Origin of the sequence: Corallococcus exercitus (genome assembly GCF_042231735.1) — a bacterium.
GTDB classification, from domain to species: Bacteria; Myxococcota; Myxococcia; order Myxococcales; family Myxococcaceae; genus Corallococcus; species Corallococcus exercitus_B.
Map to the genome: position 1 here is coordinate 7,591,604 of NZ_CP102577.1, position 14,449 is coordinate 7,606,052.

Genomic DNA, 14,449 nt, shown 5'->3' on the forward strand with positions numbered 1-14,449 from the left:
CCGGGCCCCAAGCTCCCGCCCTGACTGCCTGCTCGCTTTCCAGTGCGGCGTTCCGGCACGATGCCCGCCCATGGGGGCCATCCGCCCTCCGTCTCCGAGGAAGGGGAGCCTATGCGCGGTCCCTGGTGGTGCTGTCTGGTGTCCTGGCTTGGGGGCTGTGCGTCTTCCTCCGCGCTCGATCCGGACCTCGTGCGGCCTGAGCCCGGTGCCCCCTTCCTGGAGGAAATTCCGGGACCCCTGCTGGGGCCATTCGAGTCAGCCTCGGATGCGCTCCTGGCCGCGTGCGGGAAGATCCTGTCGAAGCCCCACGCAAGCGCGGGCCGCCCGGATCACCCCAGCTTCAGCACCCACTGGCGCGTCTCCAGCGAATACTGCGCATGGCTGTACTACACGCCGGAGCATCAATACGTCGTCAGCCGGCTCACCGACCAGTCGCGGATCGATCCCGTGCAGCGGAGCAAAAGCTGCCTGCTGCCCTCCCGGGTCGCGGATGCGCGGTATCCCACCGACGCGCTTCGCTACATCTACGCCCTTCACAACCATCCCTACGGGAGTGCGCTGTCCCCGAATGACCTGCGCTTCATCGTTTCCGAAGGCAGGGTGCATGGCTTCGAAACCGAGACGAAGGGTGGACGCGTGAGGCTCTCCATCGTTGCGTTCTTCTCCAACGTGATGGAGCCGGCTTCGTGTGACGGCTTCCATCAGTACATTCCCCTTACGGGGCAGTTGCTGAAGTGGACGCGCACCGCATCGGCAGGATGGCGGTGCGAGCAGACCGGGCGCGTCACATGGCACGATGCGGAGGCATTGGACTTCACCATCCAGAAACTCCAGGGCCCTTGCATGAGGGGAGCGGGGCCATGAAGCGGCTGCTGCTCGTGGGCGCGCTCCTGTGCGCCGGGTGCGTGCGGCGCGAAGCGAATCCGCCCGACGCGCTGGTGTCGGAGGACCGCTCCATCATCTTCCCGGAGCTGTTCACGCAAGAGGCGCTTCCCGTCGGTGCGCCGGGGCAGCCGTATGCGTTGGAGGGAAGTCTGCTTCGAGCCATGGTTGTGGCGGCCGATGACTTCCTTCCCCGGGAGCAGGAAGGCCGCTCCTGCTGGAACAGGAGGGAGGCCCATCGCTTCCGGATCCTCCGTGAGGGAGACATCGCCTTCATTCGCATGGACCTGGACCCGCATGCCTGTGGCTCCGGTGGGCCGCCGCTGGACGGAGGCGCCACCTACGCGGTCCGCCTGTCGGATGGACGCATCCTGCGACGGCTCCATGATGGCGAGCCGGATGGAGCACTCGCACCTGGCAGCCCTGATGCGGGTGTGCCAGGGCCTTCAGACCCCACCATCCCCGTGGGCGATACCTCCTGGGGAGAGCCGCTCCCCTCATTTCCATCCCAATGGGTGGACGCAGGGAGTCCAGCACCCGTCCCTGCACCCTGAGCGGCCCGCCTCCGCTACAACGTTCGCCGTCCGGCACCTGGGTGCACACGCTTGCGCCTCCGGGCGCGCGCCCTGGTCTAGGGTGCGGCCCCACGGAGGGATGCAATGAGCCTGGCGGACGGGTTGCCCGAGGACTGGAAAGAGGTGCTGCATGACGCCATCCACGCGCCGTCGTTCAAGGAGCTGGAGAAGTTCGTGCGGCAGGAACGCAAGGAACACACCGTGTTCCCGTCGGAGGAGGACCTGTTCTCCGCGTTCCGCCTCACGCCCTACGCGGACGTGCGCGTGCTGCTCCTCGGCCAGGACCCCTACCACGGCCCGAAGCAGGCCCACGGCCTCGCCTTCTCCGTCCAGCCCGGCGTGCCGCCTCCGCCCTCGCTCGTGAACATGTTCAAGGAGCTCCAGAGCGACGTGGGCGCGCCGAAGCCGCGCGACGGGTCGCTCATCCCGTGGGCGAAGCAGGGCGTGCTGCTGCTCAACACCGTGCTCACCGTGCGCCAGGCCACCCCCAACAGCCACGCGAAGCACGGCTGGGAGCCGTTCACCGACGCCGTCATCCGCGCCGTCAGCGCCAAGGAGGACCCCGTCGTCTTCCTGCTCTGGGGCAAGCCCGCGCAGAAGAAGAAGGCCCTCATCGACGCGGACCGCCACATCGTCCTGGAGGGCGTGCACCCCTCGCCCCTGTCCGCCAGCAAGGGGTTCTTCGGGAGCAAGCCCTACAGCACCACCAACGCCGCGCTGAAGAAGCACGGACAGCACCCCATCGACTGGGAACTGCCCGCCTAGGAACGGGCCGCCGGTGGGTTGGCTATAGTGCCCGCCCACGATGGCCACGACCCTCCTCGAAGACGCCGCACGCACCCAGGCCGCCGAAGCCGTCGCGGCCATTGAGTCCCAGACCGCCGCCGAGGTCGTCGTGGCCGTGCGCCGCGCATCCGGCGACTACGCCCACACCGATGCCTGGCTGGGCGCGTGCATCGCCTACGTCAACCTGATGGTCCTCCTGTTCATCCCGCAGGAGATCCACCTCCTCGCCTTCCCGCCCGTGGTGGCGCTGTCCTACTTCGGCGGCGTGCTCCTGGGCCGCGCGCTGCCGTCGCTGCGCCGCGCGCTCACCTCGCGCAAGCGTCAGGAGGCGGCCGTGCGCACCGCCGCGCGGGCCGCCTTCACGGAGCTGGGCGTGTCACACACGTCGCGCCGCACCGGCATCCTGGTGTTCGTCTCCGTCCTGGAGCGCCGCGTGGAGGTCGTCACCGACTACGGCGTGGACCCCTCGCTCATGGGCGCGGAGTGGCAGGACGCGCTCACGCAGCTGTCCGCCGCGGTGGCCACGTCCACCGCGCCCGAGCCCTTCTTCCAGGCCCTGCGCCGCCTCCAGGCACCGCTGGCGCGCGCGCTGCCCCGCCTGGAGGATGACGTGAACGAACTGCCGGACATGCCCGGAGCCGCGGCGTGAGGCGCTCCCGGTCCGTCCTCCTCCTCCTCGCCGTCGCGCTGTTCCTGGGACTGAGCGTCGCCACGCTCCCCGAAGCGGAAGCGCGCCCCGGCGGTGGCAGCACCTACCGCGGTTCCAGCCGCAGCTCGTCGGGCAGCCGCAGCTCATCGAGCAGCAGCCGCAGCTCATCGAGCAGCCGCAGCTCCTCCAGCAGCCGCAGCTCGTCGTCCTCCTCCTTCGGCTCCGGCAGCAGCCGGTCCTCGTACAGCTCCGGCAGCCGTTCCTACAGCTCCGGCAGCTCCGGCGTGTCATATGGCCCGGAGGTGAGTGCAGGGCAGTTCGGCGGCTTCTGCCTGTTCATCGTCGTCGTGGGTGTGGGCGTGCTCGTGCTCATGAGCGTGAACAAGGGCTCGGAGGAGCAGGACTGGAGCACCCTCGCGCCGCACGCCCCGCCGCCGCCCCAGCGCCAGGGCTCGCTGCGCACGAAGCTCGCGGGCCTGGCCCGTATCGGGCCCAAGGGCTCGGACGGGTCGATGCAGCCGCTGGACCCGGAGTTCTCCATCGTCCTCTTCGAGGACTTCGTCTATTCGCTCTTCGCCCGGGTGCACGAAGCGCGCGGCGGCGACCGCCTGGACACGCTGGGCGGCTGGCTGTCCGACGAGGCCCTGGCCTCGCTGCGCGCGCTGGGCACGCCGGACGCGGTGAAGGCCGTGGTGGTGGGCGCCGTGACGTACGAGGACGTGAAGGGCGTGAACCCGACCAGCCGGCGCGTCCGCGTCGTCCTGCGCTTCGAGGCCAACTACACGGAGGCCTCCTCCGGCTCCGAGCAGAGCTGGTACGTCGCGGAGGAGTGGCAGCTGGAGCGCGACGCGTCCGCGAAGTCCCGGGCGCCCGAGGACGCGCGCGCCTTCAAGTGTCCGAACTGCGGCGCGCCGCTGGAGTCCGTGCACGGCCACAAGTGCTCGCACTGCGACACGGTGGTGAACACCGGCGAGTTCGACTGGGTGGTGACGCGCGTGTCGTCGCAGGAGCGCGAGCGGCGCGGCCCCCAGCTCACCGGCACCACGGAGGAGCAGGGCACGGAGCTGCCCACCGTGAAGGACTCGCGCGCGCAGGAGCGGCTGAACGCGCTGCTGCACGACGACCCGGAGGCGACGCCGCTGGCCCTGCGCAAGCGCCTGGAGTTCATCTTCCACGAGATGCAGACTGCGTGGGCGAAGCGCGAGTGGCAGGGCATGCGGCCCTTCCTCAGCGACAACCTCTTCCAGACGCAGCTGTACTGGATCAACGCCTACCGCCAGGCGGGCCTGCGCAACATCACGGAGAACGCGCACATCACGAACATGGTGCTCGCGCGCGTGACGCGGGACGCGTACTTCGACGCCGTCACCCTGCGCGTGTTCGCCGCCAGCCTGGACTACACGGTGCGGGATGGGGACGGACAGGTCGTGGGCGGCAGCCGTTCCCGCGAGCGCGCCTACAGCGAGTACTGGACGCTCATCCGCGGCCGGGGCGTGCACGGCAAGCCCTCCACGCGGAAGCAGTGCCCGTCGTGCGGCGCCCCGCTGTCCATCAACATGGCCGGCCACTGCACGCACTGCCAGGCGAGGGTGACCACCGGCGAGTTCGACTGGGTGCTCAGCCGCATCGAACAGGACGAGTCCTACCAGGGCTGATGCGACTAGGATGCGGTGCATCATGACCGCGCCCTTTCTCGCCGCCACCGTCGTTGAACCGCTGGAACCCGGGCACTACCGCTCGCGCTACGAGGCGGCCTGGTATCAGGGCCGGGGCGCCTACGGCGGCGTGGTGGCGGGGCAGGTGCTGCGCGCGCTGGAGCACCACCTGAACGACGCCCAGCGGGCGGTGCGCTCGTTCACCGTGCACTTCTGCTCGCCCGCGGCGGAGGGCGTGGCGGACCTGCACACGCGCATCGAGCGCGCAGGCAAGTTCGTCACCCACGCCACCGCGCGGGTGGAGAGCGGCGGCACGGTGGTGGCCGTCGCCACGGCGACCTTCGGTGCCGCTCGCGGTGGGGCGCCCGGGTACATGGACTTCGTCATGCCGGAGGTGCCCGCGCCGGGGACGCTCGCGCCCGTCCCCGACGACGCGCCCATGCCGGACTTCTGCCGCTTCTTCGAGTACCGCTACTGCGTGGGCTCGCCGCCGTACTCGGGTGGGCCCGAGGCGGAGGTGGGCGGCTGGCTGCGGCCTCGCGTTCCCACGGCGCTGGACCCGGCGCTGTGCGTGGGGTTGATGGACGCGTATCCGCCGTCCGTGCTGTCGCGGATGGAGGGCTTCCGCGCGGCGGCGTCGGTGGACTTCAGCGTGCAGTTCTTCCAGACGTTCCCGGTGAAGGGCATCGCGCCGGACGCGCACTACCTGCGCACCGGTCGCTCGCGCCACGCGGCGGAGGGCTACACGGAGGAGACGCAGCTCCTCTGGGCCCAGGACGGCACGCTGCTCGCGCAGTGCCGTCAGCTCGTCGCCGTGCTCGGCTGAAGGTCAGCCGTCGGTGGCCGTCAGCTCGGCCACCACGGCGTGGTGGTCGGAGACGGTGTCGGGCAGGCGCTCGTAGCGCGTGAAGCGCAGGGCGTGGGAGATGAGCACCCCGTCCAGGCGCTGGCGCGCGTTCGGAGCGGGATACGTGGGCTCGGCTCCAGCGGGCGTGTGCAGCCCCAGCTCCGCGCACAGGCGGGCCACGGGGCCCTGGCCCTCCACGTCCTCCGCGTTGAAGTCACCCATCACCACGCGAGGCCGCTCCGGCCGCTGGCGCAGGGCGTGGATGAGCTGGTCCACCTGCCGCTGTCGCACCGGCGCGGAGAACGGATCCAGGTGCAGCGACACGACCTCCGGCCCGCGCTCCCCCGCGAGCGTGGCGACGACGTAGCCCTTGTCCACCCGCCGGTCGCGGCCGAAGTGCGCCGTGTCGCGCGACTCCAGCGGATGCCGGCACAGGAGCGCGGTGCCCTGCGCGAACAGCCCCGGGACGCCGGAGTGCACGCCGTGATGCACGTGCGGATAGCCGGCCTGCTCCGCGATGCGCGCCACCTGATCCACCCGCCCGCTGAAGAGGCTGGACCGGTCCGCCTCCTGGAGCGCCACCACGTCCGCGGCCTCGCGGGAGAGCAGCGCCGCCACCCGGTCCAGCGTGCCCAGCAGCGCCGCCCGCCGGCGCAGGAAGGGCATGGGCACGGCGAACGGCGCACCGTGGGCCACGTTCAGGGTGAGGACCTTGAGTCGCACGCCCCCAGTGGGACCACGGAGTCCCGCGCGCGGGCAAGCCCGTCGTCTCGGTGCGCCAACCGAACCTGTCCGACAGTCGGACAGGTTTGGACCCCCTCGCGCCGGGCAGGCGGAAGGCTGTCCGCCTGTCTGCTACCCTGAAGGTCACGGACGGGCCGGGGGGCGGCGTCGTTCAACGTGAATGGGCCCCCATGCATCGCCCGGTGGGGTGCGCATCTTCCGTGGGGAGTGTCCGTCCTGAATCCTGTTCCGCGCCATGAAACGCTGTTCAAGGCGGGTGACCTGGAAGGAGCCCGTCGCGAGGCCCTGCTGGCACACGAGCGCGGTCCCTCCGACTGGCGCGCGATGCTCACGCTGGCGCGGCTGGCACTGGTGGACGGAGAGGAGGCGCTCGCGGAGTCCCTGTTGCTCGGCGTCACCCGGGCCGGCGCCGCTTCCCAGCCCGAGGCCCGGCTGGTGAGCGCGGCGCTGCACACGCGGCGCGGCGAGTGGCCCCAGGCCCTGGCCCTGTACCGCGCGCTCACGGAGGAGCCCGAGCCGCCCACCGAGGCCTTCTTCGGCCTGGGCTACGTGTGGATGGAGCAGGGGGACGCGACCGCCGCGTACCCGGCGCTGTCCCAGGCCGTGGCTCGCGAGCCGCGCGTGGCGCTGCACCACTTCCAGCTCGCGCGCGCCCTCTTCCTGCTGGACCGGCTGGAGGAGGCCTTCGCGCACCTGGAGCGGTCCCTGCACCTGGATCCATGGCACGCGCCCAGCTACCTCGTGTTCGCGCGCGCGCTGGAGGCGGGCGGGGAGCTGGAGGCGGCGGAGGACCTGCTGCGCCAGGGCCAGAAGGCGGTGCCGGATGACGTGGGCCTGCTCAAGGCGCTGTCGGACGTGCGGCTCGCGCGGGGCAACGTGCGCGGCGCCGTGTCCGCGGCGGAGGCGCGCGTGCGCGTGGAGCCCGAGGGCGTGGCGGCGCTGGGGCACCTGGCCCGCCTGCGCGTGACGGAGCGGCGCTTCCGGGAGGCCCTGGAGCTGTGTCACCAGCTGGAGGCGCGAGGCCTCTCCACCGGCCTCAGCCGCTCCGTGGAGGCGCTCGTCTTCGAGTCCCTGGAGCCGCCGGACGTGGAGCGCGCGCTCGCCGCGTGGCGTGAGGCCGTGCGGCTGTCCCCGGAGGACTGGATGCCCGCGTGGCGCCTGGGGCTGCTGCTCCTGCGTCAGGTGGAGGCCGGGCCCCCGGAGGCCGCGGCCCCCGCGCGAGCGCCCCTGGCGGAGGCCCACCGCCGCGCGCCCCACCGGCCGGAGCCCGTGCTGTCCCTGGCCCGCGTGGAGGCCCGGCTGGGCGCGAGTGACGCCGCGAAGGCGCGGCTGACAATGCTTCTGCGCGGACCCTCGCTGGAGCCCGAGTGGCGCGAGCGCGCGCAGGCCCTGCTCGCCGAGCTGGGCTGATGAAGACCCGCGCGAGGAGGTCCGCTCAGGCGGCGATCTGCTTGTGCAGCAGCCGCGTCAGCTCGGACGGATCCACCGGCTTGGGCAGCAGCTCCGCGCCGTAGCGGATGGCCACGGGCAGCAGGTCATCCAGCTCCGAGTGGCCGGTGAGGAAGATGAACGGCGCCCGGCACTCCTGCAGCTCGCGCATGGCGACGAGCACGTCGGAGCCGTTCATGTCCGGCATGTTGTAGTCGCACAGGATGGCGGCGACGCCGGAGAGGTCCAGGTGGAAGGCCTCGGCGGGGGACTGCACAGTGAGCACCGTGAAGCCCGCGCCCCGCAGGACATCCCCCACGGTCGCGAGCACGAAGAGGTCATCGTCGATGACCAGCACGGTTGGCATGGGCGGTCCTCCAGCGCCTGGGCGGCGCGGCGATACCGCCAAGTGTATCCGAGCCCACGCGTCCGCGCGCCACACCCCACCGGCCGGGTCTCCGGGGTCGGGACCACCCCCGTCGTAGGGTGTGGGCGCGGGGTGCTCAGGGGCCTCAGGGCTTCGCGGGCGTCGCGGTGGCGGCCGGGGATGGGATGAGGATGAGCTGCTCCTGGGGTGGGTTGAGGTACTCGGCGCCGGTGTCGGTGATGACGGCCATCTCCTCCACGGAGAGGATGCGCAGCGCGTCCGGGCTGCTGCCGTCCTTCCACGCGAAGAAGCCGTCGAAGGCGAACACCTGGCCAGGCTGGAGCTTGCGCAGCGCGGAGCCCGAGGGCGGCTTGCCGGACGCCGCGCCGGACAGGGCCGGGCCGGCGTCATGGGCCCAGTAGCCCACGGGATGGCCGGTGCCCCACATCACGGGCTCGGAGCCCGCTTCGCGCATCCAGTCGCGCTGGGCCTTGTCCACGTCGTAGCCGCGCACGCCGGGCTTCATCGCCGCGAGCGCGATGCGGCTGCCCTTCTTCGACTTCTCCCACTTCGCCAGCGCCTCCGCGGGCGGCTGCTTCTCACCCGGGGCCAGCACGTACGCGAAGCGCTGGATGTCCGTCACCCACGTGCCGCCCACGCGGATGCCGAAGTCCGTCTGGATGAAGTCCCCCGGCTGGATGACGCGGTCGGTGGCGTTCGAGTGCCCGCGCGTGGGGCCGCTGTTCACGTTGGGGTTCTGGTCCGGCTGCCACCCGTCCCCCACGCCCAGCTCCGCGATGCGCTTCTTGAGGAAGCGCGCCACGTCTGAGTCGCGCGTCTTGCCCGGCACCACCGTGCGGTACGCCTCCTCCTCCAGCTTCGCGGTGATGTCCGCGGCCTTGCGCATGATGTCCACCTCCTCGGGCGTCTTCACGGACAGCCACTCGGAGACGAGGTCCTCGGAGGACACCAGCTTCTTGCGCAGCGCGGGGGACAGCGCCGCCTCCAGCTTCGCGCGCTGCGTGGCGGACAGCCCGTCCGCGATGGACATCCGCTCCGAGGAGTTGATGGCCACCTTCGTCACCTTCGCCTTGGACAGCCGCGCGGCGACGAGCGCGTGCACGTCCGCGCCGCGCTCGAAGGCCACGACTTCATCCACCACGCGCATGTCCCGGAGCGCGGTGGCTTCACCTTCGGGAGAGAGCGCGGTGGAGCGCACCTTGTCGCCGTCGCGCAGGAACAGGAACGCGGCGGTGCCGCCCGCGTTCTCCCCGCCGACGTGGCCCGCGAGCGGGTCGTTGTCGTTCTCGCGGCAGAGCACCACCCACGCGTCCACGCCCGCGCGGGCCATGGCCTGGGGCAGCAGCTTCTGGAGCCGCTCCTTGCGCACGCGCGGCCAAGCCCCTTCCGCGGCGGGCACCGCGGGGGCCGCATGGGCGAAAGAGGCAAACAGCAGGGCGGAGAGGAGGACGGGCCGGACACGCGTCATGGATGCGCTCTTCCTGGTGGGGAGGTCGCGCGGATTGTTTCACGGCCGCGCCGCGCGACAACCCACCTGCCGTGCACCGCGTGGATGCTTCACCGGGAAGTCCCGGAATCAAGAGCCATGGCCGGGACGTAGGCCTGTCCGGCGATGGACGCGGCCCTGCCTTCCGGTCGCGGACGCGGATGGCTGTCTGTCATTGCCCCGGGACCGCCGGGAGGGCGCGCGGAACGCCCAGGCTTGCGAGCGTGCGCGCTGTCTCCAACCCCGGAGTCGCACATGCGCGTCGAGGAATCGGTAGCCACCGCGGACCATGCCCTGGGCCACGAGGACCGGGAGCTGCACCGGCTGATGCTCCAGGCGCAGGTGTACGCGCCGCTGACGGAAGGAGTGCTGCGCGGGGCCGGACTCAAGCCCGGCATGCGGGTGCTGGACGTGGGCTGCGGCGTGGGGGACGTGTCCTTCCTCGCCGCGGAGCTGGTGGGCCCCACGGGCGAGGTGGTGGGCGTCGACCGCGAGGCCCGCGTCCTCACCTGGGCCCGGCGCCGCGCGGAAGCGCAGTGCCTTGCCCACGTGCGCTTCCGGCAGAGCAGCCTGGAGTCCCTGCCCGTCGAGGGCTCCTTCGACGCCATCGTCTGCCGGCTGGTGCTGATGTACCAGCCGGACCCCATCTCGTTCGTGCGGCGCATGGCGGAGCACCTGCGCCCCGGGGGCGTGATGGCCCTGCACGAGCTGGAGCTGGCGGCCATGGGCCTGACGCACCCCAAGCTGCCGCTGTTCTCCCGCATCTGGGGCTGGATGCTGCCCACCTGCGAGCGCCTGGGCATCAAGGTCCACATGGGCCTGGAGCTGGCGTCCACGCTGCGCAGGGCCGGGCTGGTGGTGGATGACGGCGTCGTCGGCGGACGGCTGGGCGTGACGCCGGACTCGGAGTCCACGCAGGCCCTGGTGGAGACGGTGCGCACGCTCTTGCCCCACATGGAGCGGCTGGGCGTGGCCCTGGCCATGGAGGTGGACATCGACACGCTGGCCGCCCGCCTCACCGCCGAGCTTCGCGCCAACGGCGGCGTGCTGGTGCCCAGCCTCATGGTGGGCGCCTGGGGCCACCGGCCAGGCCCCGTCTAGCAGGGCCGTCTTCGCACGACTTCACGAGCGGCGGGGGAGTGGGTCGCTTAGAGTGGCCCCATGGCAAAGACGGCTCCCCGCAAGTCCCCGGCCAAGGCGAAGAAGCAGCCCTCGCGCCCGGCCGCTCCCGCGAAGGCCCCGGCCCGGCCGGTGAAGGCGAAGGTGGAGAAGGTGGACCCCCGCCGCGCCTCGGCGTCCCCGAAGCCCCCCGTGCTGGAGGCCGAGCCCGTCTTCGAGGAGGCCGCGCCCAAGAGCCTGCCCGCGGGCGAGCCGCAGGGCCGCGTGCTGCCCTTCGAAATCGACCCGGCCCAGCTGGAGGCCGGCTTCAAGAAGCTGCGCGGCGAGCTGGTCCACTGGACGAACAAGGGCCGCTACACCAAGGTCCGCTTCAAGTTCCGGGGCAAGCAGCTGCTGCCCGACCTGCCCCTGGCCGCCGTTGTCGCCGCGGAGGGGCTGTCGTTCTACTGGGGCGGCATCCTGCGCGTGCTCGTGGCCAACGTCGTGGGCAAGAGCGTGTTCGAGGTGGAGCTGGTCAACGACGCGGACAAGCGCGTCCAGGCGGGCCGCGAGGCGCTCTTGTCGGGTGACGTGGACCAGGCGCTCACGTTGTTCCGCGAGGCGCTCGCCATGGACCGCGACAACGCGTCCGCGCACCTCAACGTGGGCGTGGCGCTGAAGCTGCGCGGGGACCGCGAAGGGGCGCTCGCCGCGTTCGAGACCGCGAAGGCCAAGGACCCCGAGGGCGGTGTGGGCGCGGAGGCCGAACGGCTGGCCGCGAACCTCCGCCCGAAGGCCTGAAAAACGGGCTGGAAACGGCCTGGAAACGGGCCTGGAAGACAGGTCCGAAAAGGGCCTCCGGTGGGGCTGAAAACGCACCGCCCGGATGTTCCATCCGGGTGCCCCGGAAAGGGCCCTTCCGACCCCTGGAACCGGGCGGGCGGGCAGCCGTGGCGAATCCCCCCTGTTTCCCTTATTGACTGAGGGAAATCCGGGGGTTACGAACACTCTCCCATCGGGCGGAGCCCCCCACGTGAGGGGCCCGTCCGCACCTTCCAGAGCCCATGGCTGACGACACCACCGACACGCCGGCAACGCCCCCCGCGCCTCCTCCGTCGAGCGGCGCCGGAGAGCTCATTCCCATCAACATCGAAGACGAGATGCGCCGCTCGTATCTCGACTACTCGATGTCCGTCATCATCGGACGCGCGCTGCCGGACGTGCGCGACGGCCTGAAGCCCGTCCACCGTCGCGTCCTCTTCGCGATGAACGACCTGGGCAACCTCCACAACCGCGCCTACAAGAAGAGCGCGCGCGTGGTGGGTGACGTCATCGGTAAGTACCACCCGCACGGCGACTCGTCCGTGTACGACGCCATGGTGCGCCTGGCGCAGGAGTGGAGCCTCCGCTACCTGCTGGTGGACGGCCAAGGCAACTTCGGCTCGGTGGACGGCGACTCGCCGGCGGCCATGCGCTACACGGAAGTGCGCATGGAGCGGCTGGCGGAGGACCTCCTGTCGGACATCGACAAGGAGACCGTCGAGTTCGGCCCCAACTACGACGACTCGCTCGAAGAGCCGCTCGTCCTGCCGGCCAAGTTCCCCAACCTCCTCGTCAACGGCAGCAGCGGCATCGCGGTGGGCATGACCACCAACATCCCGCCGCACAACATGACGGAGGTCGTGTCCGGGACGCTGCACCTCATCGACAACCCGAACTGCACCGTCCTGGACCTGATGGAGTTCATCGAGGGGCCGGACTTCCCCACCGCCGCCATCATCACCGGCCGCGAGGGCATCCGCCGCGCCTACGAGACGGGCCGCGGGTCCATGACCATCCGTGCGCGCACGGAGATCGAGACGAACAAGAAGGGCGACCGTGAGGCCATCATCGTCACGGAGATCCCCTACCAGGTGAACAAGGCCCGGCTCATCGAGAAGATCGCCGAGCTGGTGCGTGAGAAGAAGCTGGAGGGCATCAGCGACATCCGTGACGAGAGCGACCGTCAGGGCATGCGCATCGTCATCGAGCTCAAGCGCGACGCCATCTCCCAGGTGGTGCTCAACAACCTCTTCTCCATGACGCAGATGGAGACGACGTTCGGCGCGGTGATGCTGGCCATCGACGGCGGGCAGCCGCGCACGCTCAACCTCAAGGAGCTGCTGGACCGCTTCATCGCGCACCGCCGCGACGTGGTGACGCGCCGCACGCGCTACGAGCTGCGCAAGGCGCTGGCGCGCATGCACATCGTGGAAGGCCTGCTCGTCGCGCAGGACCTCATCGACCTGGTGGTCAGCCTCATCCGCGCGTCGCGCGACCCGGATGAAGCGCGCTGGGGCCTGATGAACATCCTGTCGCCGGAGCTGTACACGCGCGAGCGCTTCCAGAACCTGGACCGCATCGACTACGCGAAGGCCAAGGCGCAGATGGAGCTGCTGGTCAGCCGCGCGCGCAACGAGGAGCCGGCCTACGGCGGCCTCGAGCACAAGTACGAGGGCGCGGGCTTCAGCGAGGACCAGGCGCAGAACATCCTGGAGATGCGCCTGCAGCGCCTCACCGGCCTGCAGCGGGAAGAGCTCTTCAAGGAGCTGATTGGCCTGGTGCGCGACATCGCGCGCCTGCGCGACATCCTCGCCAACGAGAAGAGCCTCCTGTCCGTCATCAAGGCGGAGCTGATGGAGATCCGCGAGCGCTACGGCGACAAGCGCCGCACGGAGATCACCGGCGCGGTGGATGACCTCACCAGCGAGGACCTCATCGCGGAAGAGACGATGGTGGTCACGCTGTCGCACACGGGCTACGTGAAGCGCTCGCCCCTGTCGGAGTACCGCGCGCAGAAGCGCGGCGGGCGCGGCAAGACGGGCGCGGGGACGAAGGAGGACGACTTCGTCACCAAGGTGTTCGTGGCCAGCACGCACGCGTACCTCATGCCCATCACCACCAAGGGCAAGCTGTACTCGCTGAAGGTGCACCAGATTCCGCAGGGCAGCCGCACGTCGCGCGGCAAGGCCATCGTGAACCTGGTGCAGTTCGGGGAAGGGGAGCGGCTGGCGCAGGTGCTGGTGACGCGCGACTTCCCGGAGAACCGCTACGTCTTCTTCGTCACGAAGAAGGGCGTGGTGAAGCGCACGGACCTGAGCGCGTTCGAGAGCGTCCGCGCCAGCGGCATCATCGCGTTGGGCATCGACGAGGGCGACGAGCTGGTGGGCGTCATGATCACCGACGGCACCAAGGACATCCTCCTGTCCACGGCCACGGGCATGAGCATCCGCTTCAAGGAAGAGGACGTGCGCTCCATGGGCCGTCAGGCCTACGGCGTGAAGGGCATCACGCTGGAGGACGGCGACGAGGTGGTGGGCGCGGACCTCCTGGACAAGGAGCCGGAGGAGGGCCAGGCGCCCGCGGAGCAGGGCAGCGCCATCCTCACCGTGACGGAGAACGGCTACGGCAAGCGCACGCAGGGCGCCGAGTACCGGCAGCAAGGCCGTGGCGGCAAGGGCATCATCGACATCAAGACCACCGAGCGGAACGGCCGCGTGGTGGGCGTGGTGCAGGTGAAGGACAGCGACGAGGTGATGCTCGTCACCAACGGCGGCATGCTCATCCGCATGAAGGTGAAGGAGATCTCCGTCATCGGCCGCAACACGCAGGGCGTGCGCCTCATCGCGCTGGAGAACGGCGAGGAGAAGGTCATGGCCATCTCCAAGCTCCCTGAGGGCGAGGAGTCCGAGGAGGAGACGGAGGCCACCTCGCCGGTGGAGGCGGCCGGCGCCGAGGGTGCGGAGGCGGAGGCGTCCTCGACGGAGGCTCCCGCGGACGAGGCTGGCGCGGAGGACTCCGCCAGCTCCGAGGGCGCTGAAGGCGAGCCCGGCTCGGAAGGCTGAGCCCAGGCGGTAGAGACACGGGAGGGC

Annotated in this window: 12 protein-coding genes; 9 read left to right on the forward strand and 3 right to left on the reverse strand. The window is 70.8% G+C overall.

The window, feature by feature from the left end:
- Nucleotides 1-111: 111 nt before the first annotated feature.
- From NR792_RS30540 to NR792_RS30560, 5 genes are all read left to right on the forward strand, one after another.
- Nucleotides 112-864 carry a hypothetical protein gene (locus NR792_RS30540; RefSeq protein ID WP_375756227.1) on the forward strand — a complete coding sequence of 251 codons (753 nt, stop codon included), beginning with the start codon at nt 112-114 and terminating at the stop codon, nt 862-864.
- Nucleotides 865-1,541: 677 nt separating this feature from the next.
- A complete protein-coding gene (locus tag NR792_RS30545; RefSeq protein WP_375756228.1) occupies nt 1,542-2,222 on the forward strand; it encodes a uracil-DNA glycosylase in 681 nt (226 codons plus the stop codon).
- 40 nt (nt 2,223-2,262) lie between these two features.
- Nucleotides 2,263-2,892, forward strand: coding sequence for a hypothetical protein (locus tag NR792_RS30550; RefSeq protein WP_375756229.1), 630 nt, complete (start codon nt 2,263-2,265; stop codon nt 2,890-2,892).
- A complete protein-coding gene (locus tag NR792_RS30555; RefSeq protein WP_375756230.1) occupies nt 2,889-4,547 on the forward strand; it encodes a TIM44-like domain-containing protein in 1,659 nt (552 codons plus the stop codon). Before NR792_RS30550 ends, NR792_RS30555 begins: the two co-directional genes overlap by 4 nt.
- Before the next feature lie 22 nt (nt 4,548-4,569).
- On the forward strand, nt 4,570-5,373 hold the full coding sequence (locus NR792_RS30560) for an acyl-CoA thioesterase (RefSeq protein WP_375756231.1): 804 nt from the start codon (nt 4,570-4,572) through the stop codon (nt 5,371-5,373).
- A 3-nt stretch (nt 5,374-5,376) separates the two neighbouring features.
- Here NR792_RS30560 and NR792_RS30565 read toward each other — a convergent pair whose 3' ends face one another.
- On the reverse strand, nt 5,377-6,117 hold the full coding sequence (locus NR792_RS30565) for an endonuclease/exonuclease/phosphatase family protein (RefSeq protein ID WP_375756232.1): 741 nt from the start codon (nt 6,115-6,117) through the stop codon (nt 5,377-5,379).
- 228 nt (nt 6,118-6,345) lie between these two features.
- On the opposite strand from NR792_RS30565, the gene NR792_RS30570 reads away from it, so the two are divergent.
- Nucleotides 6,346-7,548 carry a tetratricopeptide repeat protein gene (locus tag NR792_RS30570; RefSeq protein WP_375756233.1) on the forward strand — a complete coding sequence of 401 codons (1,203 nt, stop codon included), beginning with the start codon at nt 6,346-6,348 and terminating at the stop codon, nt 7,546-7,548.
- A 25-nt stretch (nt 7,549-7,573) separates the two neighbouring features.
- On the opposite strand, the gene NR792_RS30575 is transcribed toward NR792_RS30570, so the two are convergent.
- Nucleotides 7,574-7,933 carry a response regulator gene (locus tag NR792_RS30575; RefSeq protein ID WP_375756234.1) on the reverse strand — a complete coding sequence of 120 codons (360 nt, stop codon included), beginning with the start codon at nt 7,931-7,933 and terminating at the stop codon, nt 7,574-7,576.
- A 145-nt stretch (nt 7,934-8,078) separates the two neighbouring features.
- Nucleotides 8,079-9,422 (reverse strand): M24 family metallopeptidase, encoded by a 1,344-nt coding sequence (locus tag NR792_RS30580; RefSeq protein WP_375756235.1) that lies wholly within the window; start codon nt 9,420-9,422, stop codon nt 8,079-8,081.
- Nucleotides 9,423-9,695: 273 nt separating this feature from the next.
- Here NR792_RS30580 and NR792_RS30585 point away from each other — a divergent pair, with 273 nt between their 5' ends.
- From NR792_RS30585 to gyrA, 3 genes are all read left to right on the forward strand, one after another.
- The gene (locus NR792_RS30585; RefSeq protein WP_375756236.1) at nt 9,696-10,541 is read left to right on the forward strand and encodes a class I SAM-dependent methyltransferase; all 846 of its coding nucleotides are present in this window, start codon (nt 9,696-9,698) and stop codon (nt 10,539-10,541) included.
- A gap of 60 nt (nt 10,542-10,601) precedes the next feature.
- Nucleotides 10,602-11,339, forward strand: coding sequence for a tetratricopeptide repeat protein (locus NR792_RS30590; RefSeq protein ID WP_375756237.1), 738 nt, complete (start codon nt 10,602-10,604; stop codon nt 11,337-11,339).
- Nucleotides 11,340-11,602: 263 nt separating this feature from the next.
- Entirely contained in the window at nt 11,603-14,422 is a 2,820-nt protein-coding gene (gyrA, locus tag NR792_RS30595; RefSeq protein ID WP_375756238.1) for a DNA gyrase subunit A, read from the forward strand.
- The last annotated feature ends 27 nt before the right edge of the window (nt 14,423-14,449 follow it).

Excerpts from the sequence above, each read along its gene's own strand:
- NR792_RS30560 (WP_375756231.1), top strand. The coding sequence starts at position 4,570 with ATGACCGCGCCCTTTCTCGCCGCCACCGTCGTTGAACCGCTGGAACCC.
- NR792_RS30585 (WP_375756236.1), top strand. The coding sequence starts at position 9,696 with ATGCGCGTCGAGGAATCGGTAGCCACCGCGGACCATGCCCTGGGCCAC.
- NR792_RS30545 (WP_375756228.1), top strand. The coding sequence starts at position 1,542 with ATGAGCCTGGCGGACGGGTTGCCCGAGGACTGGAAAGAGGTGCTGCAT.
- NR792_RS30550 (WP_375756229.1), top strand. The coding sequence starts at position 2,263 with ATGGCCACGACCCTCCTCGAAGACGCCGCACGCACCCAGGCCGCCGAA.
- gyrA (WP_375756238.1), top strand. The coding sequence starts at position 11,603 with ATGGCTGACGACACCACCGACACGCCGGCAACGCCCCCCGCGCCTCCT.
- NR792_RS30590 (WP_375756237.1), top strand. The coding sequence starts at position 10,602 with ATGGCAAAGACGGCTCCCCGCAAGTCCCCGGCCAAGGCGAAGAAGCAG.
- NR792_RS30580 (WP_375756235.1), bottom strand. The coding sequence starts at position 9,422 with ATGACGCGTGTCCGGCCCGTCCTCCTCTCCGCCCTGCTGTTTGCCTCT.
- NR792_RS30540 (WP_375756227.1), top strand. The coding sequence starts at position 112 with ATGCGCGGTCCCTGGTGGTGCTGTCTGGTGTCCTGGCTTGGGGGCTGT.
- NR792_RS30575 (WP_375756234.1), bottom strand. The coding sequence starts at position 7,933 with ATGCCAACCGTGCTGGTCATCGACGATGACCTCTTCGTGCTCGCGACC.